The organism is Pedobacter sp. 10L46_2 (assembly GCF_056395165.1).
This window is the reverse complement of record NZ_JBFTIZ010000011.1, coordinates 38,099-64,257: the sequence shown is the minus strand read 5'-3', so window position 1 is coordinate 64,257 and position 26,159 is coordinate 38,099. Positions and strand designations below refer to the sequence as shown.

The window sequence follows — 26,159 nt, the reverse complement described above, 5'->3', positions numbered from 1 at the left end:
TTATTATAAGAAAATAACATGATATTAATAGATAGATTTTTAAGTGACGAACAGGATCCTAAAGCTGTAGAAAAAGTTTTAGGTAAATTAAATGATATGTTAACCAGCAATGAGGAACTGATTTACATGGCTGTACAAAAAAAGCCGGCGGTAAATCTTTTACCTGATTGTATTGCAGTAAGTAACAAGCGTATCTTCTATTGTGAGCCTGGCAATTTTGGAATTACCATGAATTTTAAAGACATTTCCTGGAAGAGCATTAAAGAAGTTTCCTTTAAAGAAGAATTATTTGGTTCTAAATTCATTTGCGTGCCTTTACATGGCGAAAATATCATCACAGAATATATCCCTAAAGTGCAGGCCCGCAAGTTATATCAGGCTGCATATGAGCAATTAGAAAGTTTTAAAGAGCAACAAAGACAACTTGATCTGGAAGAAAGAAGATCATCCACATCGCCAGTAACTGTAAATACATTGCCCGCTCCGGAACCAGTGGAAGAAGACGAGCCACAAGCATTCTTTTCTCCACCCCCTGCTGCGCCTGCAATACCGGTAGAAGAACCAGAAGATGAAACTACATTAAAGCTAAGAAAACTAAAAAGCCTGTATGATAAACACCTTATTACGCAGGAAGAATATGAAGCTAAAAAAGCCGATATTTTAGACAGCTTATAATGAAATTCAGAAACACTGCTCTCCTTGCTTTACTAAGTGCGTTTTTAATGTGGCTGGCCTGGCCTCCTATTAAGTTTACCACTCCATTATTACTGGTTGGTCTTGTTCCATTACTTATTGCCTTAGAAAGAATTAAACAAAGCGAAAATCCTAAAAAAGGTAAGCGTATTTTCCTAACAGCAGGATTAACCTTTCTAATTTGGAATACCGCATCTATTTATTGGGTGTATAATGCCATAAGTTCAGTAAATGGCCCTGTGGTATCTTTCTTTGTTTCGCTTATCCCTTATGGCTTAGGAGCACTGCTCATGACTTTTGCTTTCTGGCTATATTACAGACTAGGCAGACTGGTAAATAAATACATTGCCTATTTGGGGCTAATATGCTTTTATATTGCAATGGAGTTTTTGCACCAGAGCTGGGATCTTTCCTTTCCATGGATGAATTTAGGGAATGGCCTATCGGGCATGCATCAGCTTGCGCAATGGTATGAATACACTGGTGTTTATGGCGGTTCATTCTGGATACTACTAAGTAACATTATTGCTTATGAGGCCTTTAAAGCACTTAAACCGGGTACTGCTATTGGCTTTGCCCGATTTAAATTTGCACTTCTGTGGGTTGTGATTATTGCAGCGCCGATTGCATTGTCCCTAACCTTATACTACGAGTACGAAGAAAAAGAGGTTCCTGTTAACGTAGTAGTTGTACAACCCAATATAGATCCTTACAAAAAATTTGGTGGTATTTCTTCAAGTGAGCAGCTTAAAATCCTTACTCATTTATCCGACTCCGTTGCTCAGCCAAGTACCGAATATTTTATATGGCCTGAAACAGCAATTTCAGATCGCTCTGATGAAGATAGAATCCGCACCAATTCTGAATTCCTGGATGCTCAGAAATTCCTTGAAAAATACAAAAATGGCAGTATTATTAGTGGCATTGAGAGTATTAAGTTCTACAACGACAAACAAACGCCTTCGGCCAGACAATATGATAATAGCACCTATGTTGATGTTTTTAATGCCGCATTACAGATAGAGAACTCTGCTAATGTACAATTCTATCACAAATCTAAATTGGTACCAGGAGTAGAGAAAATGCCTTTTCCCACAGCATTATCAGTATTAGCACCGGTTTTTGAAGGTTTTGGAGGAACAGTAGGTGGTTATGGCTGGCAAAAAGACCCTCAAGTATTTTATTCGTATGGTGGAGTAGGTGCTGTACCTGTAATTTGCTATGAATCGATCTGGGGAGGTTGGGTGGCCCAAGCTGTTAAGAATGGCGCACAGTTTATTGCTATTGTAACCAATGATGGCTGGTGGGGAAATACATCAGGAAAGGACCAGCACTTGTTATATGCCAAACTAAGAGCTATAGAAACCCGCAGGTATGTTGTAAGATCAGCCAATACGGGTATTTCTTGTTTCATTAACCAGAAAGGCGATATTATACAGCAAACCAAATGGTGGACCAGAACAGCCATTAAAGCAGATATCAATTTAAATGATGATCTTACTTTTTATGTAAGAAATGGCGATTTTATTCCTAAAATTCTATCTGTATTGGCTGGCTTGCTCGCACTAATTATTCCTTACAGAAAGTGGGTTAAAAAGTAACTAAGAAAGGTACTTTCCAACTATGGGCATTCTGCGGCCCATACCAAATGCTTTTGGAGAAACCCTTAATATCGGCGGTGTTTGATAACGCTTGAACTCTGCCGTATTTACCATTTTAATGATCCTTCTTACCAGCGCATCATCATAGCCTTGTGCAATGATTGCTGATGAACTTTGCTTTAGCTCTATATATTGAAACAGTATCTTATCAAGGATATCGTAATCAGGTAATGAATCTGAATCTTTTTGGCCTGGCCTAAGTTCTGCCGACGGTGGTTTAACAATGGAATTTTCTGGTATTACCACTCCGTCTTTATTAATATAATTAGCCAGTTGGTAAACCTGGGTTTTGTATACATCTCCAATTACGCCAATTGCGCCACACATATCACCATATAGTGTACCATACCCTACCGCGCATTCACTTTTGTTTGATGTGTTTAGAAGGATATAGCCAAACTTATTAGACATCGCCATCACAATGATCCCTCTGCATCTTGCCTGAATATTCTCTTCAGTAAGGTTAAAAGGTAATCCTTTAAAAGCAGCCGCCATCATATTGTCAAACGCATTGGCCGCCTCTTTAATTGGAATGATTTCATGCTGACAACCAATATTTCTAACAAGATCAAGTGCATCCTGAATAGAATGGTCAGACGAATATTTTGAAGGCATTAACACCGCCATTACATTTTCCGCTCCTAAAGCCCTACATGCCAGGGCGCATACAATAGCCGAATCTATACCTCCTGAAAGGCCCAACACTGCTTTTTTAAAGCCCGACTTTACAAAGTAATCTTTAATACCCAAGACTAACGCTTCGTAAATCTGCTCTATGTCGGTAATAGTTCTATGTATTTTGGGCGTATATCCTTTAATTAAATCACCTTCAACTTCATAGATCTTTAACTCTTCTTTAAAATAAGCCATTTCATCCAGAAGATTACCTTCTTTATCAAATGCCAGTGAACCGCCATCAAATACGATTTCAGTTTGCGCACCTACCTGATTAACGTACAATAAAGGAAGTTTATATTTTTTAGCATTATCTGCCAGAACCACTACCCTTTCATCATCATGGCAATATGAAAATGGCGACGCCGCAATATTAATCATCAGATCAGGGTTTTGCTTAATCAATTCATCCATCGGATTGGAAACATACAATGGATTGTTGTTGATGTTCCATAAGTCTTCGCAAATGGTTAGGGCTATTTTACGGCCCTTAAAAGTTATGCATTCGAATTGAGTGGCAGGTTCAAAATAACGGTATTCGTCGAATACATCGTAATTTGGAAGCAATGCTTTTTTTGCAATGGCTTTTACCTCTCCTTCCTCTATGAAATATGCCGCATTGTATAAATCTTTTCCTGCAAGCACCTCGTTTTTAACAGGCAAACCTACAATACAGGCAATCCCTTTACAATGAGCTGCAATTTCTTGTGCAGCAGTTTCGCACAGACCAATAAACTCATCAAATTCTAAGAAATCACGTGGTGGATAACCACAAATAGCCAGCTCAGCGAATACAACCAGGTCGGCTCCTTTATCTTTTGCCAACTGAATGTTGTCGATTATTTTTTTTGTGTTGTATTCAAAATTACCAATGTGATAGTTGAGTTGCGCCAGTGCTATATTCATGAGCTTGTAATTGTAGAAAGTACTGCTAAGTAAGTTTATTAAAAGAAAACGCCAAAATTAATACCAAGATAATGATTGCGGATATTATTATTTTTATCGGTGGTAATGTCGGTAAAGCCATTGTTATACGTTAGTCCTGCTGCAATACTTGTATTTCCACTTAGGTCAAATTCTGCTCCTGCACCTAATATCAGGCCGGCACGATATAGCTTAATTGTTTTCGAAATATTCTCATCGCGCAAGCTTGATTTTCCTGCGGCATCGGCATCCTGTTTGGCTCCGATATTAAAATCATTTGATAAACCAAATTGGCCATACCAGCGGATATCATTAATTTTAACAGTTTTTAGTTTAACTGTAAGTGGCACTTCGATATATTGAAGCTTATACTTAAGTTCATAGGGTATTTGAGTTGGAGGAGTAGTTTCTTCAGTAATTATCTGCGTGCTTTTACCATTAATTGTAGTGATGGTAACACCCGTTGCAAAACTATAGTTCTCAGCAAAATTAAAGTCCCCCATTAAACCATAGGAAAATCCAAGAGCAACTCCATTACTTTTACCCACCTGTGGTTTTACCCAACCTATTGTTGGATGAGCGGTTAATCCAAGTCTGAAACCGTAATATGGAGATAAAGAATCTTGTGCAAAAACGCTTCCTGTTACAAACAATAATAATATCGCGATAAATGTGTGTTTCATATAAATATATTTTCCTTTAATGCCTATGAAGCTTGAATAAACTTACTTTATATTTGTTTACAATGATATATAACGTAAAATTCCACCAAAGCTATCTATTTTTTCTATTTGTGTCGGCTTTTTTTTCGTCACTACTTGTTTCGTGTACCCAAAGTACTAAACCTGATGTTAGCGCAATACATTTAGATGTCAAAATTGCCCGGTTCGATAGAGATTTATATGCCGGAAAATCTAAAAATCTAAGTGAGACCAATGCGTTCCTAACAAAGAAATACGGTACTTTTTACGATGACTATGTGCATAGGATGGTTGGTAATTTTGACTATACAAATCAAGAGATCTTAACCACCCTATACCAGGATTCTGCGTACTCAGATTTAAACAAAGAGGTGGATAGTGTTTTTAAAGACATAACACCAATAGAAAAAGACTTATCTGAAACTTTTAAATACGTCCTTTACTATTATCCTAAAGCAAAAGTTCCTCAGTTTATATCATTTGTTTCTGGTTTTGCTGTGCAGACGCCAATTGGCGATAATTACATGGGCATTGGGTTGGATATGTTTATGGGAAAAAACAACCAATTTTACAAAGCCATAGTGCAAAGTGTACCAACTTACCTTTCCCGACGTTTTACTCCTGAATACATTGTTCCGCGAATAACTGAGACTTATGCACGAGAAGAACTATTTCATGAACGGGACGAAGACAGAACCTTACTTTCAAAGATGATTCATAACGGAAAAATTTTATACTTTATGGACAAGGTGCTTGATGAGAAAGTTCCGGATTCAGTTAAAATAGGATATACTCAAAAACATATAGACTGGTGTAAGACTTTTGAAAGCGACATTTGGGCCTATTATCTACAGAACAACCTATTATTTGAAACCGATTACCAGAAGATACAGGTGCTTTTGAGCGAAGGCCCTTTTACGCCCGGACTTGGAGAGAAGAACGAGTCAGCTCCTAAATTAGGTATCTGGACCGGATGGCAGATTATAAGAAAGTACATGCAGGAAAATAAAGATGTTACCTTACAGCAATTGATGGCTGAACAGGATGCTCAAAAAATATTAAATTTATCAAAGTACAAACCTAAATAATGCTAAATGACTAAAATAGGAATCGTATTATCTGGTGGCGGAATCAGAGGAATTGCACACCTGGGTGTTTTAAAGGCATTTGGAAATGCCGGCATTAAGTTTAGTCACATTAGCGGAACCAGTGCAGGTTCAATTGCAGGAGCCTTATTTGCTTCAGGCATCGATCCTGAAGATGCTTTAAATATTTTTATAAAGACCAAACTCTTAAAATTCCTTCGACCTGCGGTAGGCTCACTAGGCTTAATTAATATTGAAAATACATCAAGCTTATTTAAAGAATACTTTCCTGATGATAGAATTGAAAGCCTAAAAATCCCACTTACCATTGCTACAACTAATTTCAGCAAAGGAGAATTGGTATACTTTGACAAAGGGCCCCTGATCAGGACCATACAAGCATCTAGCTGCATTCCGGGCATATTTAAACCGATTATGATAAATAATGAGATGTATGTTGATGGCGGCATTTTAAATAACTTTCCGGTTGAACCTTTATTAAATAACTGCGATTTCATTATCGGATCGTCATGCAACCACTTAAAACCCGTTGAAAAAATCACCAAGATTACGGCGTTAATGGCAAGAGCGGGGCTGATGTCTGTAAATAAAGATATGGAAGAAAAGGCCGCCTTCTGTAATGTGCTAATCGAGCCAAAAGGAATGGGTGAGATCAGTACTTTTGACATGAAAAAAGCCGAAACTATCTATTGGCTCGCATATGAAGAAACGTTGAAAACCATTAAAAGTAACGAAAGCCTAAAGAATCTGATAAAGGTTCCGATTAAAGAACTGGAGTAGCTTTTAAAGAAACTAAAGCATCACCATCCATAACTGGAATCGCCTGACAAAGGTTTAACTGCAAGCAGAACCTTACATCTTCTTCTATATTTAATTCAGCTAGTCTGTGGCTATGGGAAGATTTATGAAGATAACTTCTAAGGTCATCTTTGGCCAGTTTATATAAGTCTTCTGCAGCTACAGAAGAATCATCGAAATGAGTAAATTCCTTACGCAATTCAGCAACTACAGCTCCGGCAAACAGGGTATCTTCCAGATTGAATTTATCTTTCCATCCTGCACAAAGTAACAAAACACTTTTATCCTGAATTTTAAGCCAGTTGCATAGGGCCTGTAGATTTAAAAAAGAGCCCATCACTACCTGATGCGCTCGTTTTCTCGCCATATGAAGGGCTTTTGTACCATTAGTAGTTGTAAGCACTACAGTTCTGCCACCAACCTTTTCAGTTGTATAGGAGAAAGGTGAATTCCCGAAGTCATATCCTTCTACCACTTGTCCGTCACGCTCTGCTGCCAGTAAAAATCCTTTATCAGAATAGTTAAGACAATCTTCTACGTTTGCTACCGGTATAATTGCAGTTGCGCCGTTATCTATTCCATACACGATGGAAGAAGTCGCTCTGAGCACATCAATAACTACCACAATGCTATCTTCAATAGCATACAGATCTAATAATGCGGGCGTTAAACAAACTTCTATACTTTTTTGCATCGACAGGATATGGCTTTTATTTATAAAAAGGGAATTTAACTACTTTGGCTTTAATTTTATTATTACGGATATTGATAAAAATCTCGGTTCCTTCTTTATCCATGCCTTTTGAAATGTATCCCATTCCTATTGCCTTTTGTAAAGACGGAGATTGAGTACCAGAAGTAACCTTACCTATTACGTTCCCTTCGGCATCCACTATTTCATAGTCATGACGAGGGATCCCCCTGTCAATCATTTCAAATCCTATTAGTTTACGCGCAATACCAGCTTCTTTTTGAGCTAATAAAGCATCAGAGTTGGTAAATTCCTTAGTGAATTTAGTGATCCATCCTAATCCTGCTTCAATTGGAGAGGTAGCGTCATCAATATCATTTCCGTATAAACAGAAACCCATTTCTAAACGCAAAGTATCACGGGCACCTAAGCCAATAGGTTTCATATTGAAAGGTTTACCTGCTTCAAAAATAGCATCCCAGATTTTATCGGCGTGTTCGTTATCAAAATAGATCTCAAAACCTCCGGCACCAGTATAACCAGTTGCAGAGATCACAACATTATCAACACCTGCAAATGTACCTTTTACGAAGTTGTAATATTCCATAGAAGCGAGATCAACATCAGTTAAACCTTGCAATGCTTCGGCCGCTTTAGGTCCTTGTATCGCAAGTAAAGATGTTTTATCAGAAATATTATGCATTTCTACACCTTTATCATTGAATTTCTGAATCCAGTTCCAGTCTTTATCTATGTTAGATGCATTAACAACCAGCATATAGGTTTTTTCATCTATACGATAAACCAACAAATCATCAACAATGCCTCCGTCTTCGTTTGGAAGGCAAGAGTATTGTACTTTTCCATCATAAAGTTTTGAAGCATCATTACTGGTAACACGTTGAATTAAGTCTAACGCATTCTCGCCCTTTAAAATAAATTCGCCCATATGGCTAACGTCAAAAACGCCAACGCCGTTTCTAACCACAGCATGTTCTGCATTTATACCGTCGTACTGAACTGGCATATTATAACCTGCAAATGGCACCATTTTAGCCCCTAAAGAGATGTGTTTATCTGTTAATGCGGTATTCTTCATATTATATATCTGTAAAAACGTGGGCAAAGGTATATAAAATTTAAGCACTTACTAACTTTTGGTAGATATTCAACATCCTTTTAGAGATGGAAAAAAAGTCGTGATCACGCTCTACCGTTTTTCTCGCATTTTCACCTATTTCACGCCATTTTTTAGGGTTGGTGATGCATTGCAGTATAGACCTGTAAAACTCGTCGGCAGTATTGGCTATAAGAATATCTTTACCATGTTCGCACTTGATTCCTTCGGCGGCCATGCTTGTTGCAATGATACATTTGCTCATGGCCATACCTTCGATAATTTTTACCCGCATCCCACTGCCAGACAACAGCGGAACTATCATAATCGCTTTAGAATTAATAAATTCTATTGCGTCAAAAATTTCACCTTCTACTACCAGGTTTTCAGAGTCATACTCAAAAAACTCTCTGGGCATGTTTTTTCCAGCGATATAAAATCGCAGCTCACTACTCAATTTTTCTATATCCGGCCATATTTCATCAAGAAACCATTCCAATCCCTCTTTATTTGGTCGCCAATCCATAGCCCCTAAATGAAACAACGTAGGAAAGCTGGTTTTAGAGGGGTCGGTAACATATTTTTTAAAGTCTAGTGCTACCGGAAAAACTTCAAGAGCTGTTTCACAACCAAACCGAAGAATACTTTGCCTGTCTTGCTCGCTTATAGCAAAAACCTGGTGAAACCTGTTCATCTGTTCGGTTTCATAAACCTTTAAACGACGCGCAAGAAATTGTAAATACATCCGTCTTGGTGTAAACTTTTCGGTTCTTGCAATACGCTCCCAAACATCAAACTCTATATTATGCGCCCTATAAACCACTTTGGCCTTACTATTCGCTTTAACAATATCCAGATAAGGCACCACAAACAGCCCCTCGAATTGAATAATATCAAATTCATTTTCCCTTAAAATATCTTCAAGCAGTTTAGCCGCCTCATCATCAAAATATCTTGAAACGTTATAAGACTGATTAGAGAAAACATTAAATAACGCTCCCCAAACATTAACCTCGGTATCCAAGCTAAAGGAATGGAATTTTATGCTGTCAAAAACAGGGTCATAAATATCATCCACATCAACTCTGTGTTTATTAGTGTTGATGCTAAATAAGGTTATTTCGAGGCCAAGTTGTAGCAACCCCTTAATAGTGTTATAAACTACTATGGGATATCCACTATTTGGCGGAAAGGGGACCCTATTTGTCAGAATTAATATTTTCAAATCACGTGAAAATACTAATTATCCTTCGTTTTCGGAAAATAGGGCCAGTTGCGGATTGCTAATTGTGAAAGTTTTACGGTGAAATGGCGACAAGCCGTGCTCTAAGGCAGCCATCCGATGTACTATTGTAGGATACCCTTTATTTTGATGCCACTGATAATGAGGATATTGGATCGATATATTTTCCATAAATTCATCTCTATGGGTTTTAGCAAGAATAGACGCTGCTGCAATATTTAAATATTTACCATCTCCTTTCACAATGCAGGTATGAGGAATGTTTGGGTATGCTTTGAAACGGTTTCCATCTATGCTCAGATATTCTGGCTTTATGGCTAACTTTTCTACTGCTCTATGCATTGCAAGAAAGGATGCATTGAGGATATTAATCTTATCTATTTCCAGGTGATCAACTTCTGCTACAGCCCAGGCAATTGCTTCCCTTTCTATAATTACCCTTAAATTACAACGCTGTTTATGAGTAAGCTTTTTAGAATCAGTTAACTCTCCGGCAATAAAATCAGGAGGTAAAATTACAGCAGCAGCAAATACTGGCCCTGCCAAACAACCTCTCCCTGCTTCATCACATCCGGCTTCTAATAATTCATTCTGGTAACAGTTCAATAGCATATTACAACAAAGTTAGTAAATTTAATAGTTGTGCCTATACAGAGATATTTTGCGACTTTACATCAAATGCATCTCTTAGTCCAATAGCTAATAAATTAAACGCATATACGGTAAGCATAATTGCAAGTCCAGGTAGAATAGCCAGATAGGCAGCATCCATAATAATATATCCGTAATGCTCCTTTATCATACCTCCCCAGCTAGCCATTGGAGGTTGTGCCCCAAAGCCTAAAAAGCTTAATCCTGTTTCTAAAAGTATTGCCGAAGCGAAATTCGCAGAAGCAACCACAAGTATTGGACCGGCAATATTAGGTAGGATGTGCTTTATGATGATTCTTGGAGTAGAATATCCAAGTGCTTTTGATGCTTCTACAAATTCTACCTCCTTTAATGCAATTACCTGTCCGCGTACCAAACGGGCAACATCTACCCAGGTAGATAACCCAACCGCTATAAATATTTGCCAGAATCCTTTACCGAGGGCAAACGAAATTGCAATGACCAGTAATAGGGATGGTAGCGACCAGATCACATTCATAAACCAGCTGATTGCAGCATCAGTTTTACCTCCAAAATAACCTGCCAAGGCCCCTAAACTAACTCCAATAAAAAGGGAAATAAGTACAGCCATTAACCCTACCGACAATGACACGCGAATTCCCAGGATCAATCTGCTTAACAGATCTCGTCCATAAACATCAGTGCCTAGCCAAAAAGTCTGCGTATAGCGGTTAGTACCTTTAACTAAAGGGAAACTTGTTTCCTCCGCTTGCTCATCATCGCCAATATATTCTCTTGCATAAACTTTGCCCTGGCTTTCACGGTAAGAAGTGATAGGTACACTCTTAAAGTCTGCCTCCTGGCCATAAAGCATCTTCTCAAAGAAATTAACTTTCCTAATGTTCTTGTTTTTACTGACAATTAAAAAATCAAAGGTTCTTCCTGGTTTTTTATTTGTAAGCTGAAGATGCATGGTATTCGCATTCGGGGTTTGATCAGGAGTAATTGCATAACCAAGAATACCCATAATGATAAGCGTAACAATAAATAACAACCCACCAAAGGCTAGTTTATTCTTTCTAAACCGTTTCCAGACTTTTCTTGAAGGGCTATTGTTTGCTTCCACTACTTTACCATTCTCCCTTTCCAGTTATATTTTCCGGAGTTGCCGGCAATACCAATATAAACGATGTATATCATGTGCAATATGTTTAACACAGGCAGCAGAAGCAATAATTTTCGCCTTCTTGCAAAACCAGTTACATCATATAAAAATAAGAATTCGACTATTATTTTTGCCAGTATTTGAAATACAGCCAATTTAAAATAGAACCCTATAAACAAACCAATACCCAGGTTCATAAGTACACTTAGGTTGAACAACCATATGCAAACACCAAGAACAATGATCGACTTGTTTTTGTATCTGGTGCTTTTTGAAGCCCAACGTTTCCTCTGCTGAATGAATTCCTTTAATGTGGGCTTCGCATGTGTATAAACGATAGCATCTCTATTCTTTAAAAATCCAACATTGTTATCAAAGCGAGCTGCTATTTTATGCAAAAGTAATTCATCATCACCAGAAGCGAGATCATCAATTCCTTTAAATCCACCTACTTCATAAAAGGCTTCCYTCTCATAGGCCAAATTGGCACCATTGCAGGTAGACGGTTGTTTGTTCCCTATGGTTGAAGCACCCAAGCCTATTAAATAAAGAAACTCCAGCGATTGTGCCCGCTCAAAGAAACTTTTTTCCTGAAAATAAGCAACAGGTGAGGAAATCATTTTATAATTTCCTGCCTCATAAAACTGGATTATCGTTTTTAACCAGTCTGGCCCCATTCTGCAATCAGCATCAGTAGTAATTATCAATGTACCGGTCGACTGTCCTATAGCTGTTTGTATCGCCTTTTTTTTATAGGAGTTTAAAGCTTGATCCTCATTAAGGCAAATTAATTTTACACCTCTGCTTGCATACGATCTTATAATTTCAGCGGTTCTGTCTGTAGAATGATCATCGATGAAGATAATTTCCGTGAGTTCCTTATTATAATTTTGAGCAAGCAGGTCATCAATAGTATTTGAAATATTTGTTTCTTCATTACGTGCGGCTACCAAAATGGACACCCTGGTTTTTCCTTCACCCTCAGAAGTCTTAAAATATATAAGGCTATGCCACCCTTTAATAAAGGCTATAACCACTATTACATATAAAATAGTTAAGAAAGAGGAGAGGTAACTAACTGCGCTGAATATTTCCAAAGAAATTAAGTTTAAAAACGAAATAAGTTCCTAATATAGCAGGAATTATAATATTTATTAGCCAGATACCAGCAGTGCACGCTATAACTGCAATATTCTGATCTGTTATGAAGCCAAAAAAGTATGATGCCGTAACACTCCTAACCCCTATATCAAAAAGATCAAGAGAAGGTAAAGTCGATTGCACAAAAAACAGAATACTCACCATCATCATGATATCAAGATAATGTAATTCAGGTATTAGCCAATAGAAAAGGATAAAGTATTGGGTACTAAACACAACGTATCTTGACAAGCAAAACAACAATATGTTTAGCAGCTCCCTTTTCTGATATCTTGCAAGAATCCCATAGAATCTTTTGTATTTACGTGTAAAACGCATGGACACCAAAATTCCATTTAACCATTTTATATTAAAATAAAAAATGATAAAAAACAAGCAGAACATTATTGAAAGGATTACCAGGGCATAAAACAAGCGGTAATCTATATTTACAAACTTGTAGATGAAAATACATAGTGCTATTGCGCCAAACACGTTGGTAAGTACCATTTGGCCTATATTCCCAACCGCCATGGCCACTACACCTACAATCCTTCTTTTAGGCGACAGGAAGAAGACCCGGCCACCATATTCTCCAATTCTGTTGGGTGTGAACACTGCCCAGGTTAATCCACAGAATACAGATTCAATAGATCTCCAAATGCTAATTTTCTCTATGCCTGAAACTAACCTTCTCCATTTTAGCGCTTCCAGCCCCCAGTTCAAAAGCATAAGAACAATAACCGTAGTCATCACCAGGATAATTTCTGATTCAGGAATTTGCTTTAATAAATTTTTAAATGAGTTTAAATTCTCATTATTTGACAGTTTGTTGTAAATGATCCAAAAGGCAAATACAACAATTGCTGTTTTAATAAAGTAGGAAAGTATTTTTTTGTACCGCGATGTCAACTTTTTTGTATTTACTATCTGCAAATATGCTTAATATTGTTTTATGTTGGCTGAAAAAAAGGAAAGGGTGATCATGGGTATAGACCCGGGAACTTCAATAATGGGATATGGAGTAGTGTTAGAGAAAGGAAGTAAAATTGAATTAATCACCATGGGGATCGTTAAAATGGATCATATGGACGATCACTTTTTGAAATTACAGCGCATTTTTGAAAAAACCATTCTCCTTTTGGATGAGTTTAAACCCGATGTTCTGGCACTTGAGGCTCCTTTTTATGGGAAAAACATTCAGGTTATGCTAAAATTAGGTCGGGCACAGGGTGTAGCAATGGCAGCTGCCCTATCCAGAAATATCCCCATTGCAGAATATGCACCCCGGAAAATCAAACAATCCATAACAGGCAACGGAAATACCAGTAAAGAACAGGTAGCCGCCATGTTACAGCGACTATTAAATTTTAAGGAAACACCCGAATTTCTAGATGCAACCGATGGTCTAGCTGTTGCTGTTTGCCATTCTTTTCAGAGGGTAAGCACCAGCGGAGCAGGTAAATCCTACTCCGGCTGGGAAGCATTTGCCAAAGACAATAAAAAACGTCTTAAGCAGTAACCTGATTTGCGTTAACTACTTTTCTTTTACGATAATATTTAAAGCCGAAATACGCTGCTGTTCCAATTAATATCCAAACCCATAAGTTCATTGCAACAAGTATAACTTCTTTAAAGATGTACCATCCGTTCTGAAAGCTTAATCCCAATCGGGTAAAGAAATTTGGACGATAGCTATACAAATCATCATTTCCAACAAGAATGCTCTTAACAGTATTGTTCTGATAAAAATTAAGGGTAATTGTACTGTACTGAACTTTACTGTCAATCATCAGATTCTCTATCTTTTTATCTACGTAATCATCTTTAAGAGATAGCGAGGTTTCTACATTATTACTTTTCTTATTGGCATGCTTATTAAGTTGTTCTACAGCCTCAACCCTATTTTCATTCTTTAATTTATTGCTCAAATAGACAATGCTTTGATCGTCCATTTTAAGCGATTGCTGATCTATAAAAACAGCAAACTTTGCTACTTTATTGGTGAACTCATCCAGCTTATCTGAAGGAACCTTTGCTATTATAAATCCTTCCGTGCGGTAGGAAGTAAGCTCCAATAATGAGTCTGTAGAATATTTTACCTTTTCTGTTTGTTGGATATTGCTTTGAACCGTGAACTCTGCAATGGTTCCTCCTTCGGCTTTTATTGCTGAGCTTAATTTCTCTTTCGTATTCTGAACGTCCTTAACCCTGAAACGCATATCTGCAGTCTTGATGATCTTTTCAGCTAGAAGTGAATCTGTTGCCTCCAGATTGGCACTTGCGGAGTCAGAATTTTCTAATTTTGAATCTTTATTACTGTTGCACGAAAACATGGCTATTGCGAATACACAATAGATTAAATATTTTTTCATAGTATTAATGATTAGGTTTTTTCCTTAATACCAAATATTAAATTAGGTAACCTAAAAATTTCAATAAATAAGATCAATTTTAATGTAAATCATATAAACGTTACAAAAAAAAACGTCCTCACCAGCTTTTGCTAATGAGGACGTTTCTAAAAAAATATTTTTATACTATGCGTCTAATATTTTGAATACACCTTTACAAGCGATTATAGAACCGATTAAAAGTATTGCCCATGAAATAATAGACAATGTGGTAGAGTCACCAGCAAAGCGTAAAAATACGCCCAAAATACCAACTAAAATCCCAACGGTCATCAACTTATAAATTGAGATCTCGTTAGCTCTTTTCATGCTTTCTGTATTGTGTTTTGGTGTCTGTTCCATTTTACTGTTTTTATGTACTGCGCAAAAATAATATTTTTTAAACTAATACAGCATATAACGCTGATCTTTTTATATCACTCAATTCTACCCATTCAAAGCAGCTGCACCACTTACAATTTCTGTAAGCTCTGTGGTAATTGCAGCCTGACGAGCCTGGTTGTACGAAAGCTTTAAAGCTTTCAACAAGTCGCCTGCATTTTCAGTTGCTTTATCCATTGATGTCATACGGGCACCATGTTCAGAAGCATGAGAATCCAATACAGCTTTGTATAATTGAATTTTAATTGACTTAGGAATTAACTGCTCAACTATTTCTTCCTGAGAAGGCTCTAAAATATAGTCTACGTTAGTAGATTTCTCTTCTGTAGCATCCTGGCCATTAGTTAATGGAATTAATTGTTCAGTAGTTAAAATTTGAACAGCAGCATTTTTAAATCTGTTGTATACCAGTTCAACTCTATCATACTCACCTTTGGCAAAGCCTACCATGATAGCATCAGTGATTTTGGTAACATTTTCGAAAGTAAGTTCAGAATACACCTCGTTATTGTTTCCAATTACGTTGTAGTTACGTTTCTCAAAGAAATCCTGAGATTTCTTACCTATAGCTACAATACTTACATTACCATTTTTCAACTGTTCGCTATACTTCTCGGCAATCAAATTATTAGTAGCTTTAATTACGTTCATATTAAACGCACCAGCTAAACCACGGTTAGAAGAAACCACAACGATCAAAACCTTGTTAGGTTCACGCTCTTGTATAAAAGGTGACGATGATCCCTCTAAACTAGCTGAAAGATTTCCTAAGATCTCTTTTAGCTTGGTAGCATAAGGACGTAACTGTATGATAGCATTAGTTGCACGCTTCAACTTAGCGGCCGAAACCATTTTCATGGCTTTGGTAATCTGCTGAGTAGATTGTACCGATGCTATTCGAATTCTTACTTCTTTTAAATTAGCCATTCTTCTTTATCTTCAGTTCAGCTTTATTAGTATTTACTTGAAAGCTCTTTAGCCACAGTTTCTAATACTCCAGTGATTGAATCATCAAACTTACCTGCTTTTAAAGCTTTTAACGTTTCTGGATGACGCAATTCTAATTGCTGTAAATATTCAGCTTCAAATTCTCTTACTTTATTTATAGGAACTGAACGCATTAAGTTTTTAGTACCGATATAAATGATAGCAACTTGTTTCTCAACAGTTACAGGAGAGAACTGACCTTGTTTCAAAATCTCAACGTTACGTGCACCTTTATCAAGAACTGATTTAGTAGCAGCATCTAGGTCTGAACCGAATTTAGAGAACGCCTCTAACTCACGGTACTGAGCCTGATCCAATTTTAATGTACCAGCAACTTTTTTCATTGACTTGATCTGAGCATTACCACCCACACGTGATACCGAGATACCTACGTTAATGGCCGGACGAATACCCGCATTGAACAAGTTACTTTCTAAGAAGATCTGACCATCAGTAATTGAAATTACGTTGGTAGGGATATATGCAGAAACGTCACCCGCTTGAGTTTCAATAATAGGCAATGCAGTTAATGAACCGCCACCTTTAACGATACCTTTTAACGATTCCGGTAAATCGTTCATCGCTTGTGCAATCTCATCATTCGAGTTGATCTTTGCAGCACGCTCTAACAAACGACTGTGAAGATAGAACACGTCACCTGGATAAGCCTCACGACCGGGTGGACGACGTAATAACAATGACACCTCACGGTATGCAACAGCTTGTTTAGATAAATCATCATAAACAATTAAAGCTGGTCTTCCAGTATCACGGAAAAACTCACCTATTGCTGCACCTGAGAAAGGAGCATAGAACTGCAATGGAGCAGGTTCAGCAGCAGAAGCAGCAACAACTACTGTATATGGCATTGCACCGTTCTCTTCAAGAGTACGAACAATGTTTGCTACAGTACTTGCTTTCTGACCGCAAGCTACATATATACAGAATACAGGATTACCTGCTTCATAAAATTCTTTTTGGTTGATAATGGTATCAATACATACGGCTGTTTTACCAATCTGACGATCACCAATAACAAGCTCACGCTGACCACGACCAATAGGAATCATCCCATCGATAGCTTTAATACCAGTTTGTAAAGGCTCAGTTACCGGCTGGCGATAAATTACACCTGGTGCTTTACGCTCAATCGGCATTTCGTAAGTTTCACCTAAAATAGGTCCTTTACCGTCGATTGGCTCACCAAGCGTATTAACAACACGTCCCAGCATACCTTCACCAACTTTAATAGAGGCAATTTTCTTAGTACGTTTAATAGTATCACCCTCTTTGATTTTGTCTGAAGGGCCCAATAGAACCACACCAACATTATCTTCTTCAAGGTTCAAAACAATACCTTGCAAGCCGGTTTCAAATTCAACTAATTCGCCCGATTGAACTTTAGTTAAACCATAAACACGGGCAATACCATCACCCACCTGCAATACGGTGCCAACTTCTTCAAGTTCTGCTTCTGATTTGAAGCCCGCCAATTGTTGCCTGATAATTGCCGATACTTCGTCTGGTCTTACCTCTACCATAATTTTATATTATTTCTTTTGTAAATTCAGTATTTATTATCTCTTATTATTTCATCTCAGGATTAAACAATTCCCTGAGCAAATTCCTTTTTAAGTTTATTTAAACCACTTGAAATACTTGCATCAAATTGTTTATCTCCAACTTTTAAAATAAAGCCGCCAATTAATTTGTCATTAACTTTTTCTTTAACAACAACTTCATTCGCACCTATTTCCTTTTTAACAATAGCTACAATTTCAGCTCTGCTTGCAGGTGTAAGTTCAACAGCTGACGTTACATCTGCAGTAACAATACCTTTAATAAAGTTGTATTGAGCAATAAAAGCTTTTGCTGTACCAAATAAAATAGCAGAACGACCTTTGCTTACAACCAATTTCATAAAGACTTTTGTAACCTGATGAACCTTAGAACCAAATATGTTTTCTAAAATCCCTGCTTTTTTATCTAAAGGAACTATAGGGTTTTTAAGGATAGCTTCTAATTCAGAATTATCATTAATTACTCGTTCTAAAAGAACCATATCATTTTTGATTTCTTCCAAAGCATTTTGCTCTGTAGAAAGATCTATTAATGATTTGGCGTATCTCGATGCTGCTTTATTTTCTGACATTTTCTTTGGTATATCTAGCTAAACAAACTATCAATTAGTTTAATTCAACATCTTTTAAAAGATTAGCAACTAAATCCTGCTGTTTTGCTTTATCTTCAAGCTGGCTACGTAATACACGCTCAGCAATCTCTAAAGATAAAGTTGAAACCTGACTCTTAAGTTCTGCTAAAGCAGCTTTCTTCTGATTTTCAATTTCAATTTTAGCTTTCTCGATTAGCTTAGTACCTTCATTATGAGCTTGTGTTTTAGCTTCATGAACAATACTATCTTTAAGGGCTTTAGCCTCTTTTAAGATATGGTCGCGCTCAGCACGGGCTTCTTTCATCAACTCCTCGTTCTGAGCAGTTAAACGAGCCATCTCATGTTTCGCAAGTTCAGCTTTATTTAAAGCCTCATCAATTGATTGCTCACGTTCATGAATAGCAGCAAGAATGGGTTTCCATGCAAATTTCTTAAGCAATATTAATAAGCAAACAAATGCGACTGCTGTCCAAAAAACTAATCCTATGGTAGGGGTTACTAATTCCATTTTATATAATACTTTTAAACTTATTCTACTTTATTAAGGCAGGTAAATAACCAATCGTTAAATACCTGCCTAAACTTTTTCAGTTTGAGTTATTAAACACCTAAGCCTAATAATGCAACTACCACACCGAATAAAGCAGCACCCTCAATAAGGGCAGCAGCGATAATCATTGCAGTCTGAATTTTTGATGCAGCTTCTGGCTGACGAGCAATACCTTCCATTGCTTTTCCACCTACCTGACCGATACCGATACCGGCACCAATTACTGCTAAACCGGCACCTATCGCCGCGATTGAACCTACCATAACTAATTTAATTTATATAATTTGTAAAAAATAGTTTCTAATTAATGATGCTCTTCTACTGCCATACCAATAAACAAAGCAGTAAGTAATGTAAATATAAAGGCTTGTAAAAATGCAACCAGTAATTCTAATACATCCATAAACAATACGAAAGCAACAGATACCGGCGCAATAGCCAATGTTTTAAAAATAAATATCAATGAGATCAAACTCAACACAATAATGTGGCCTGCAGTAATGTTAGCAAACAAACGAACCATTAATGCAAAGGGTTTAGAAATCACACCTACAACCTCAACTACAACCATAAGCGGCCATAACCAGAAAGGTACGTTAGGTAAAAAGATGTGCTTCCAGTAATATTTGTTACCATTGATATTCACAATGATCATGGTAAACAATGAAAGAACAAATGTTAACGAGATGTTACCAGTTACATTAGCGCCCCCTGGGAAAATAGGAATTAAACCTAAAACGTTATTAATCCAGATAAAGAAAAACACGGTTAACAGATAAGGCATAAACTTAGCGTGCTTATGTCCGATATTCGGCTTAGCTATATCATCTCTTACGAAAATAATGATTGGCTCAACAAACGACTGCAAACCTTTAGGTGCTTTACCAACACGTTTTTTATATGCACCGGCAACCGATATAAATATGATCAGAATAACTGCTATTGCAACAAACATTGCAGCAACATTCTTGGTGATAGAAAAATCAAGAATTTTAGATGAAGCTGCTTCATCCACCTGACCATCGGCTCCAACAATTTTAATCTTGTCTTCAACCAAACGATAAGTGTTTTTAGATCCGGTATAATCATGCTCACCATGATGAAAGTTACCAGAAGAGAAAAATTCTACACCAGCTGGAGTGTATAATATTACAGGAAGAGGAACTGAAAGGTGACCCCAAAGATGCCACATATGCGAATCCGCAATGTGTTCCATAATTACCTTGGTTGGTTCAAATTTCTTCTCACCATGTTCGGCACCATGAGCACCTTCAACATGAGCCGCAGTTACGGCAGTATCAGCAGAAACAACTGCAGTATCCCCTTGAGCAAAAACCCTAGACGAAACCGACAGAAACGCTAAAAAAAGCGTAAAAACAACAATTAACCTTTTCACTTTAAACTCAAAAACGTGGCTACAATCCATTTAGTCGCAGATTTTTACTATTTATTTTGGTGGCGCAAGTTACGTAACAAAGAGTATATTTCAAAGAAGCTGAACAATAAATATAAAGAAAAAAAATTCAGCACAAAAATCAGCCCCTTTTCCTTAGCATTTAGGCTGTAAATCAGCACAAAAGCCAAAGAAAAAAACATTTTCACGGCGATAGACCCCATAATGGCCATTATTCCAACTTCAGGATTACGTTTAAGGCCTAAATCAGCACAGAAATAAGCGATGTAGGTGATAATGGCAAAGAAGAAATATACCAGCCAAAATTTGCTGGTCAAAATCCGGGTATCAGGAAAAACAACTGGCAACAGATAGGCTATACCAGCCAAAACAATACAATAAAGTAAATAGGAAACGGTAAAACGTGCTAGGCTCAAAATCTATATTTTTTACAAAAGTAGGTATTTACCTCGGCTTAAAATAATCGACTTTAGTTTTTATTCAACTGTTTTACAACCTGATACATAGCTGCCCCAACCCCAATTAAACTAAATATAGCCGTAATAATACGCGTTTTACTCCCTCTGTATTCATCAATTTTATAGCCTATAAATGCAAAAACCCCTATTGTTGCAAGCATTTGAAAACTAATTGAAGAGTATTTAGCAAATGTCTTTAAGCCTTTTTTCTTTTCCTCAGGATCTACCATACACTGATATATTTAAATAAAATGGGTTTTGTTAAGAAGTTATTGATGAATAAAATACTTTTGTATATATTTTGTTTTTATTAAGCATCAACTTAATCTATATTTTTTGAAAAATTACGCGATCTACAATTTAAAGATAATATTATTTAGCTTATGCCTCTGCATAATATATTCCTGCAGCTCTCAAAAAGATACCGCTTCGAGCAGAGGTATGCAGAACTTAACTGCTCGCTATAATTATATCTATAACGCTAAAGTTCTCTTAATAAATCACCAACAGGAAATTACCGAAACCTATGTTGATAATTACGACCAGATACTCCCGGTTTATTTAGGCCCGGAAACGGATAACAATGAGGTAAGCACCTCCCTGAACCTAAAACCAATGGATGATATTATTAAAAAAGCCCAAACCATGCTACAGAATATTTTGATTATACCGCTAAAACTTACAAAGGCAATGTAAACAGCCAATTGGAAGCACTCAATTGGAAAGCGCGAAGCCTTATGCAGCTAAAAAGAATCAGTGAGGCCAATAAAGTATTAGACTCACTCGAATCTATCCTTCCGGATATTAAAAAGAAAAGCAACCTTGCCGAACCATTTGCTACACTTGCCCAAATGTGTATTTATCTGGACAACAATGCAGCCGCCATTTCCTATTTAAAAGATGCAATTAAAGCTGGTACTGGAACTGATAACAGAATACGTTGGACCTATATACTTGCTCAGCTTTATGAGCGACAAAAAAATTATCCTGATGCATTAATAAACTATAGAAAAGTAGTAAAAAGTAACGCTCCTTTCGAAATGTATTTCAACGCTAATCTTAATCAGATTAAGCTAAGAACACTTCAGGGAGGCCCACAAAAAGCAAATAAACAGGATCAATTGCTTAGGCTCTTAAAGGACGACAAAAACCTTGATTACAATGATCAGGTATATTTTCAAATCGCAGAAAGCCATGCTGCAGATGAAGAATACACTGAAGCATTAAAATACTATCAGTTATCTATTCAAAAAAGCACTACAAACCAATATCAAAAAGGTCTTAGCTATTTAAGAATCGCCGATTTAAACTTCAAAGTTTTTAAAGATTACCTTAAAGCCAAATCCTATTATGACAGCACGGTTAATACCCTTCCTAAAAATTACCCGGGATACGAGCTTATTCTTAAGAAAAACCAAAACCTGCAATACTTAACCAACAGGTATCAAATTATAAGCGTCGAAGATACCTTACAAAGCATTGCAAAATTGCCAGAGGCAGACAGGGCTGCAAAAATACAACAGCTTGCAACTCCCGTAGCCACAACTCAGCAGTCTGCAAACACCAATTCAGCTTCAACAGCAGGTTACCAACCAAACTATGGCCGTAACAACACTGCCCAGCTACAAAGCTCTTTTTATTTTAGCAATCCAGCTGCAGTAAGTATAGGATTTTCAGACTTTAAAAGAAAATGGGGAAATAGAAAGTTAGAGAACAACTGGCGTCAAAGCATTAGAACCTCGGCTCAGGAAACTTCACAGGAAATTGCGAATAACATTAATACCTCAACTGAGCCCGACGAAGCCGCTCCCGTTGTTAAAGACCCTCAAACCCTGATAAAACAATATACCGATGCGTTGCCTGTTACACCGGAACTTCTTGCAAAATCCAATCAAAAGATCATTGATGCTTACTACGAAATAGCAAGTTTCTACTTACAGGAATTGAATAGCCCTAAAGAAGCAGCAGAAGTTTATCAGTTATTATTGAGTAGATTCCCTGCCAACAATCATTTGGCAGCAACCTATTATAGCCTGTTTTTAATTAACAAGGGGGGTGATGAAGCAAAATCTGCAGATTTCAAGAGCAGAGTTTTAAAAGACTTTCCTTCGTCCATGTATGCGAAAATCATTATAGATCCTTCATTCTCATTAAAGCAATCAGAACTTGAAACAGCAACAAACAAACAATACAACGATCTATTTGAGCAGTACTTAAAGAAAGATTTCAATACCGTAATCAATCGTGTAAATGAAATCTCGAAAAATAACACCAGTAGTTTCCTTGCACCACAGTTTGCCTATTTAAAAGCAATTGCAATTGGGAGAACAAACAACGTAGATGCCCTGCTAACCGCTTTTAGTAGCATAACAGAGCAATTTCCAGACGACAAACTGATCACTCCTCTTGTTAAGGAAAATGCAGCTTATATCAATGATCATCTCTCAGATTTTCAAAAAAGGGATACTGCACTGATAGATTTTGATCCTAACGAACCGCCTTTTTTCGGCCCGGCCAAATCAATACCAACCGTTGCCAAAGCACCGGAACCAGTTGCTTCCCAAAAACCAGAACAAACGGCAAAAGTTCAGGAACCGGTTAAGGCTGCATCCCCTCTGCAAGCAGCTCCAGATGTGCCTAAAGCTACCGAAGTAAAGGTCGACGGCCCATTCAGCACAGCAACATCAACAGTTTACTATTATGTAATAGATGTATCCGATGCCTCATTAACACTAAGCTCGTCACGTTTTGGTATTGGTCAGTTTAACCGCGGAAACTATGCCGGAAGTGGTCTGAAACACCAATTAAAAGAATTTGACAATGATCAACTCATTTATGTGGGGAACTTTAGTAATTTTGACGAGGCAAAAACCTATGCATCCGGAATCACTCCACAGCTAAAACAAATCATGAAAGTTCCCGTTAATATCTACACAAGTTTCATCATCAGCAAAGAGAATTTCGAAAAACTTACCAGTAAAGCTTTGCTGGATAAGTACATAGAATTTTATAAAAACAACTATTAAAAATGAGGAAAGCACTTTCGCAGGAAGACATCAGAAAGTATAACTTTACATTATGGAAATTATTAATCGGGGGAATAATTCTCTTTTCCCTGTTTATCATTTGCATCGGATTTGGATTATTTGGAGAGCTCCCATCATTCAGAGATATTGAACACCCTAAAAGTAACCAGGCATCAGAAATTGTAACTGATGATGGAAGGGTTCTAGGCACCTATTTTGTACAAAACAGATCAAATGTTACCTATCCGGAAATCTCAGAAAACGTAATTAATGCGTTAATTGCAACCGAGGATATCCGATTCAGAGAACATTCAGGTATCGATTTCAAACGTACATTTACCATATTTTTTTATGCCCTAATCGGGAAAAAACAAGGGGGTAGTACAATTACCCAACAGCTTGCTTTAAACCTGTTTTCAGAAGAAGGAAGACAAAAAAACTTTGCCAAGCGTATTTTACAGAAATTTCAGGAATGGGTTATTGCCGTAAAACTAGAGCGCAACTATACCAAAGAAGAAATTATTGTGATGTATCTTAACACGGTAGAATTTGGCAACCAGGCATATGGTATCAAATCGGCCGCCAGGGTTTATTTCAACACAACGCCAGATAAATTAACTGTTTCACAGGCAGCAACCCTGGTTGGTATTCTTAAAGGAATCACCAGATACTCACCTACCCGAAACCCTGAACGGTCTTTAGCCAGAAGAAATACAATTATGGGGTTAATGCTAAAAGAAAACCTGCTTACCCAGCAACAATTTGATGCTGAGCAACAAAAACCACTAGGGTTACACTTTAGCGCAGCAACTGTTAACGACGGAATTGCACCATATTTTAGGGCTGTTTTAAAGAATGATATCAGGAGAATATTTGAAGAGCGTTCTATAACAAAACCAGATGGAACTCCATATGATCTTGACAGGGATGGGTTAAAGATAATCACAACCTTAAATTACGACATGCAGGTTGCAGCTGAAGATGCGCAAAAGGAATACATGAAAACCCTTCAGCAGTCGTTTATCAACAGCTGGAAAGGACGAAACCCATTCAAAGGAAAAGAAGCCCAGATAGAACAGGGTGTTAAAAGATCTGACAGATACAGAGCTTTACAGCTTGAAGGTAAATCGGAAGCAGAAATTAAAGAAGACTTTAATACTCCCACCCGTTTAACCATCTTTACCTGGAAAGGAAATATAGATACCTTAATGAAGCCTATTGATTCTGTAAAGTATTACAAAATGCTTTTAAGAAATGCAATGATGGCCATGGATCCGCAAACAGGATATGTTAAAGCCTGGGTTGGTGGTATCAACTACGAACATTTCAAATATGATCAGGTTAAAATGGGTACAAGGCAGGTGGGCTCAACCGCTAAACCATTTACCTATGCCGTAGCAATTGAAAACGGGTATTCTCCATGCTTTTCTGTGCTTAACGAACCGGTTACAATAGAAGTTCCGGGAAGTCCACCATGGACCCCGCGTTCCGGAGGTACCGTTCCGGGCTACCTGACTTTGCAAAAAGGACTTGCACTTTCGCAAAACTATATTGCTGCTTACCTGATGAAACAAGTAGGCCCTACTGCCGTGGCTACACTGGCTAAAAAGATGGGTATTACATCAGAAGTACCGGCTTACCCGTCTATATCTCTTGGTTCATTCGATGCTTCTGTTTATGATATGGTTGGCGCTTACAGTGTTTTTGCTAATAAAGGTATTTGGACAAAACCAACCTATATTCTAAGAATAGAAGATAAAAACGGTGTGGTCTTGCACAGCGAAAAACCAATCCCTGTTCCGGCAATGAACGAAGAAGTGGCCTATGTGATGACCCGTATGCTTAGAGGTGTAGTTACCAACGGAACTGGTTGGAGGCTAGCTGGCAGGTTTGGCATTAAAACTCCAATTGGCGGTAAAACAGGAACAACACAAAACAATTCAGACGGATGGTTTATGGGAATCAGTCCGCAATTGGTTGCAGGTGTATGGACCGGGTGTGAAGACCGTGCATTTCACTTTACCAGTACTGCACAAGGTGATGGAGCTACAACGGCTCTGCCTATTTTTGCCGGCTTCATGAAACGTGTATATGCAAACCCTAAATTAAATATCTCTAAAGCAGATTTCGAACCTCCTAAAAGCGGTGTTTCCATCACTTTTGACTGTAACCAGTATCAGCAGCAGGAGCAAAAAACGGAGCTTGATGAGAAATTAGGTTTTTAACCAAC

Annotated in this window: 27 protein-coding genes; 8 read left to right on the top strand and 19 right to left on the bottom strand. The window is 37.5% G+C overall.

The window, feature by feature from the left end; all coding sequences use genetic code 11:
- Positions 1–18 precede the first annotated feature (18 nt).
- The gene (locus AC1DDX_RS02860) at positions 19–675 is read left to right on the top strand and encodes a PH domain-containing protein (protein WP_172661649.1); all 657 of its coding nucleotides are present in this window, start codon (positions 19–21) and stop codon (positions 673–675) included.
- Entirely contained in the window at positions 675–2,294 is a 1,620-nt protein-coding gene (gene lnt, locus AC1DDX_RS02855; protein ID WP_337717331.1) for an apolipoprotein N-acyltransferase, read from the top strand. Before AC1DDX_RS02860 ends, lnt begins: the two co-directional genes overlap by 1 nt.
- Here lnt and AC1DDX_RS02850 read toward each other — a convergent pair whose 3' ends face one another.
- Positions 2,295–3,935: an NAD+ synthase gene (locus AC1DDX_RS02850; protein WP_288881838.1), complete on the bottom strand. Its 1,641-nt coding sequence runs from the start codon at positions 3,933–3,935 to the stop codon at positions 2,295–2,297.
- 38 nt (positions 3,936–3,973) lie between these two features.
- Complete coding sequence (locus AC1DDX_RS02845) at positions 3,974–4,636, bottom strand: porin family protein (protein WP_288881836.1); 663 nt, start codon at positions 4,634–4,636, stop codon at positions 3,974–3,976.
- A gap of 62 nt (positions 4,637–4,698) precedes the next feature.
- Between AC1DDX_RS02845 and gldB the strand changes: the two genes are divergently transcribed.
- Positions 4,699–5,742, top strand: coding sequence for a gliding motility lipoprotein GldB (gene gldB, locus AC1DDX_RS02840; protein ID WP_172661653.1), 1,044 nt, complete (start codon positions 4,699–4,701; stop codon positions 5,740–5,742).
- Between the two features lie 6 nt (positions 5,743–5,748).
- Positions 5,749–6,540, top strand: a complete 792-nt coding sequence (locus tag AC1DDX_RS02835) for a patatin-like phospholipase family protein (protein WP_288881834.1) — start codon at positions 5,749–5,751, stop codon at positions 6,538–6,540.
- On the opposite strand, the gene AC1DDX_RS02830 is transcribed toward AC1DDX_RS02835, so the two are convergent.
- Genes AC1DDX_RS02830 through AC1DDX_RS02800 form a run of 7 tightly spaced genes read right to left on the bottom strand, consistent with a single transcriptional unit; the run spans position 6,524 to position 13,438 of the window.
- Entirely contained in the window at positions 6,524–7,252 is a 729-nt protein-coding gene (locus tag AC1DDX_RS02830; RefSeq protein ID WP_172661655.1) for a 2-phosphosulfolactate phosphatase, read from the bottom strand. The genes AC1DDX_RS02835 and AC1DDX_RS02830 overlap by 17 nt on opposite strands.
- 16 nt (positions 7,253–7,268) lie before the next feature.
- Positions 7,269–8,348, bottom strand: a complete 1,080-nt coding sequence (gcvT, locus tag AC1DDX_RS02825) for a glycine cleavage system aminomethyltransferase GcvT (protein WP_172661656.1) — start codon at positions 8,346–8,348, stop codon at positions 7,269–7,271.
- 40 nt (positions 8,349–8,388) lie between these two features.
- The gene (locus tag AC1DDX_RS02820) at positions 8,389–9,591 is read right to left on the bottom strand and encodes a glycosyltransferase family 4 protein (protein WP_172661657.1); all 1,203 of its coding nucleotides are present in this window, start codon (positions 9,589–9,591) and stop codon (positions 8,389–8,391) included.
- Between the two features lie 18 nt (positions 9,592–9,609).
- Positions 9,610–10,221 carry a ribonuclease HII gene (locus AC1DDX_RS02815; protein ID WP_172661658.1) on the bottom strand — a complete coding sequence of 204 codons (612 nt, stop codon included), beginning with the start codon at positions 10,219–10,221 and terminating at the stop codon, positions 9,610–9,612.
- Between the two features lie 34 nt (positions 10,222–10,255).
- The gene (locus tag AC1DDX_RS02810; protein WP_288881827.1) at positions 10,256–11,347 is read right to left on the bottom strand and encodes an ABC transporter permease; all 1,092 of its coding nucleotides are present in this window, start codon (positions 11,345–11,347) and stop codon (positions 10,256–10,258) included.
- Positions 11,347–12,483: a glycosyltransferase family 2 protein gene (locus AC1DDX_RS02805; protein WP_477621764.1), complete on the bottom strand. Its 1,137-nt coding sequence runs from the start codon at positions 12,481–12,483 to the stop codon at positions 11,347–11,349. The genes AC1DDX_RS02810 and AC1DDX_RS02805 overlap by 1 nt, the downstream gene beginning before the upstream one ends.
- Positions 12,461–13,438, bottom strand: coding sequence for a hypothetical protein (locus AC1DDX_RS02800; RefSeq protein WP_172661661.1), 978 nt, complete (start codon positions 13,436–13,438; stop codon positions 12,461–12,463). Before AC1DDX_RS02800 ends, AC1DDX_RS02805 begins: the two co-directional genes overlap by 23 nt.
- 43 nt (positions 13,439–13,481) lie before the next feature.
- On the opposite strand from AC1DDX_RS02800, the gene ruvC reads away from it, so the two are divergent.
- On the top strand, positions 13,482–14,048 hold the full coding sequence (gene ruvC / locus AC1DDX_RS02795) for a crossover junction endodeoxyribonuclease RuvC (RefSeq protein WP_172661662.1): 567 nt from the start codon (positions 13,482–13,484) through the stop codon (positions 14,046–14,048).
- On the opposite strand, the gene AC1DDX_RS02790 is transcribed toward ruvC, so the two are convergent.
- From AC1DDX_RS02790 to AC1DDX_RS02745, 10 genes are all read right to left on the bottom strand, one after another.
- Complete coding sequence (locus AC1DDX_RS02790; protein WP_337717327.1) at positions 14,038–14,901, bottom strand: DUF4349 domain-containing protein; 864 nt, start codon at positions 14,899–14,901, stop codon at positions 14,038–14,040. The genes ruvC and AC1DDX_RS02790 overlap by 11 nt on opposite strands.
- 165 nt (positions 14,902–15,066) lie before the next feature.
- The gene (locus AC1DDX_RS02785) at positions 15,067–15,282 is read right to left on the bottom strand and encodes a hypothetical protein (RefSeq protein WP_172661664.1); all 216 of its coding nucleotides are present in this window, start codon (positions 15,280–15,282) and stop codon (positions 15,067–15,069) included.
- Positions 15,283–15,366: 84 nt separating this feature from the next.
- The gene (atpG, locus tag AC1DDX_RS02780; RefSeq protein ID WP_172661665.1) at positions 15,367–16,248 is read right to left on the bottom strand and encodes an ATP synthase F1 subunit gamma; all 882 of its coding nucleotides are present in this window, start codon (positions 16,246–16,248) and stop codon (positions 15,367–15,369) included.
- 26 nt (positions 16,249–16,274) lie between these two features.
- Positions 16,275–17,849, bottom strand: a complete 1,575-nt coding sequence (gene atpA / locus AC1DDX_RS02775) for a F0F1 ATP synthase subunit alpha (RefSeq protein ID WP_172661666.1) — start codon at positions 17,847–17,849, stop codon at positions 16,275–16,277.
- 62 nt (positions 17,850–17,911) lie between these two features.
- Positions 17,912–18,460, bottom strand: a complete 549-nt coding sequence (gene atpH, locus AC1DDX_RS02770; protein ID WP_172661667.1) for an ATP synthase F1 subunit delta — start codon at positions 18,458–18,460, stop codon at positions 17,912–17,914.
- Between the two features lie 34 nt (positions 18,461–18,494).
- Positions 18,495–18,989, bottom strand: coding sequence for a F0F1 ATP synthase subunit B (locus AC1DDX_RS02765; protein WP_172661668.1), 495 nt, complete (start codon positions 18,987–18,989; stop codon positions 18,495–18,497).
- A gap of 92 nt (positions 18,990–19,081) precedes the next feature.
- Complete coding sequence (gene atpE, locus AC1DDX_RS02760; protein ID WP_048907663.1) at positions 19,082–19,294, bottom strand: ATP synthase F0 subunit C; 213 nt, start codon at positions 19,292–19,294, stop codon at positions 19,082–19,084.
- A 41-nt stretch (positions 19,295–19,335) separates the two neighbouring features.
- Positions 19,336–20,457, bottom strand: a complete 1,122-nt coding sequence (atpB, locus tag AC1DDX_RS02755; protein ID WP_172661669.1) for a F0F1 ATP synthase subunit A — start codon at positions 20,455–20,457, stop codon at positions 19,336–19,338.
- Between the two features lie 17 nt (positions 20,458–20,474).
- A complete protein-coding gene (locus AC1DDX_RS02750; protein WP_172661670.1) occupies positions 20,475–20,861 on the bottom strand; it encodes a hypothetical protein in 387 nt (128 codons plus the stop codon).
- Between the two features lie 53 nt (positions 20,862–20,914).
- Positions 20,915–21,133 carry an AtpZ/AtpI family protein gene (locus tag AC1DDX_RS02745; protein ID WP_172661671.1) on the bottom strand — a complete coding sequence of 73 codons (219 nt, stop codon included), beginning with the start codon at positions 21,131–21,133 and terminating at the stop codon, positions 20,915–20,917.
- Between the two features lie 211 nt (positions 21,134–21,344).
- Between AC1DDX_RS02745 and AC1DDX_RS02740 the strand changes: the two genes are divergently transcribed.
- Genes AC1DDX_RS02740 through AC1DDX_RS02730 form a run of 3 tightly spaced genes read left to right on the top strand, consistent with a single transcriptional unit; the run spans position 21,345 to position 26,154 of the window.
- Complete coding sequence (locus AC1DDX_RS02740; RefSeq protein ID WP_477621763.1) at positions 21,345–21,599, top strand: hypothetical protein; 255 nt, start codon at positions 21,345–21,347, stop codon at positions 21,597–21,599.
- 8 nt (positions 21,600–21,607) lie between these two features.
- Positions 21,608–23,929, top strand: coding sequence for a type IX secretion system periplasmic lipoprotein PorW/SprE (porW, locus tag AC1DDX_RS02735; RefSeq protein WP_477621762.1), 2,322 nt, complete (start codon positions 21,608–21,610; stop codon positions 23,927–23,929).
- A 2-nt stretch (positions 23,930–23,931) separates the two neighbouring features.
- A complete protein-coding gene (locus tag AC1DDX_RS02730) occupies positions 23,932–26,154 on the top strand; it encodes a penicillin-binding protein 1A (protein WP_172661673.1) in 2,223 nt (740 codons plus the stop codon).
- The last annotated feature ends 5 nt before the right edge of the window (positions 26,155–26,159 follow it).

What these genes read in the sequence shown, in the direction of transcription:
- AC1DDX_RS02730 (WP_172661673.1), top strand. Translation starts at nt 23,932, where the DNA reads ATGAGGAAAGCACTTTCGCAGGAAGACATCAGAAAGTATAACTTTACA.
- AC1DDX_RS02860 (WP_172661649.1), top strand. Translation starts at nt 19, where the DNA reads ATGATATTAATAGATAGATTTTTAAGTGACGAACAGGATCCTAAAGCT.
- AC1DDX_RS02835 (WP_288881834.1), top strand. Translation starts at nt 5,749, where the DNA reads ATGACTAAAATAGGAATCGTATTATCTGGTGGCGGAATCAGAGGAATT.
- atpB (WP_172661669.1), bottom strand. Translation starts at nt 20,457, where the DNA reads ATGGATTGTAGCCACGTTTTTGAGTTTAAAGTGAAAAGGTTAATTGTT.
- AC1DDX_RS02765 (WP_172661668.1), bottom strand. Translation starts at nt 18,989, where the DNA reads ATGGAATTAGTAACCCCTACCATAGGATTAGTTTTTTGGACAGCAGTC.
- AC1DDX_RS02745 (WP_172661671.1), bottom strand. Translation starts at nt 21,133, where the DNA reads ATGGTAGATCCTGAGGAAAAGAAAAAAGGCTTAAAGACATTTGCTAAA.
- atpA (WP_172661666.1), bottom strand. Translation starts at nt 17,849, where the DNA reads ATGGTAGAGGTAAGACCAGACGAAGTATCGGCAATTATCAGGCAACAA.
- AC1DDX_RS02785 (WP_172661664.1), bottom strand. Translation starts at nt 15,282, where the DNA reads ATGGAACAGACACCAAAACACAATACAGAAAGCATGAAAAGAGCTAAC.
- AC1DDX_RS02790 (WP_337717327.1), bottom strand. Translation starts at nt 14,901, where the DNA reads ATGAAAAAATATTTAATCTATTGTGTATTCGCAATAGCCATGTTTTCG.
- lnt (WP_337717331.1), top strand. Translation starts at nt 675, where the DNA reads ATGAAATTCAGAAACACTGCTCTCCTTGCTTTACTAAGTGCGTTTTTA.
- atpH (WP_172661667.1), bottom strand. Translation starts at nt 18,460, where the DNA reads ATGTCAGAAAATAAAGCAGCATCGAGATACGCCAAATCATTAATAGAT.
- AC1DDX_RS02740 (WP_477621763.1), top strand. Translation starts at nt 21,345, where the DNA reads ATGCAGAACTTAACTGCTCGCTATAATTATATCTATAACGCTAAAGTT.
- atpE (WP_048907663.1), bottom strand. Translation starts at nt 19,294, where the DNA reads ATGGTAGGTTCAATCGCGGCGATAGGTGCCGGTTTAGCAGTAATTGGT.
- atpG (WP_172661665.1), bottom strand. Translation starts at nt 16,248, where the DNA reads ATGGCTAATTTAAAAGAAGTAAGAATTCGAATAGCATCGGTACAATCT.
- AC1DDX_RS02830 (WP_172661655.1), bottom strand. Translation starts at nt 7,252, where the DNA reads ATGCAAAAAAGTATAGAAGTTTGTTTAACGCCCGCATTATTAGATCTG.
- AC1DDX_RS02845 (WP_288881836.1), bottom strand. Translation starts at nt 4,636, where the DNA reads ATGAAACACACATTTATCGCGATATTATTATTGTTTGTAACAGGAAGC.
- AC1DDX_RS02850 (WP_288881838.1), bottom strand. Translation starts at nt 3,935, where the DNA reads ATGAATATAGCACTGGCGCAACTCAACTATCACATTGGTAATTTTGAA.
- ruvC (WP_172661662.1), top strand. Translation starts at nt 13,482, where the DNA reads ATGTTGGCTGAAAAAAAGGAAAGGGTGATCATGGGTATAGACCCGGGA.
- gcvT (WP_172661656.1), bottom strand. Translation starts at nt 8,348, where the DNA reads ATGAAGAATACCGCATTAACAGATAAACACATCTCTTTAGGGGCTAAA.
- AC1DDX_RS02815 (WP_172661658.1), bottom strand. Translation starts at nt 10,221, where the DNA reads ATGCTATTGAACTGTTACCAGAATGAATTATTAGAAGCCGGATGTGAT.
- gldB (WP_172661653.1), top strand. Translation starts at nt 4,699, where the DNA reads ATGATATATAACGTAAAATTCCACCAAAGCTATCTATTTTTTCTATTT.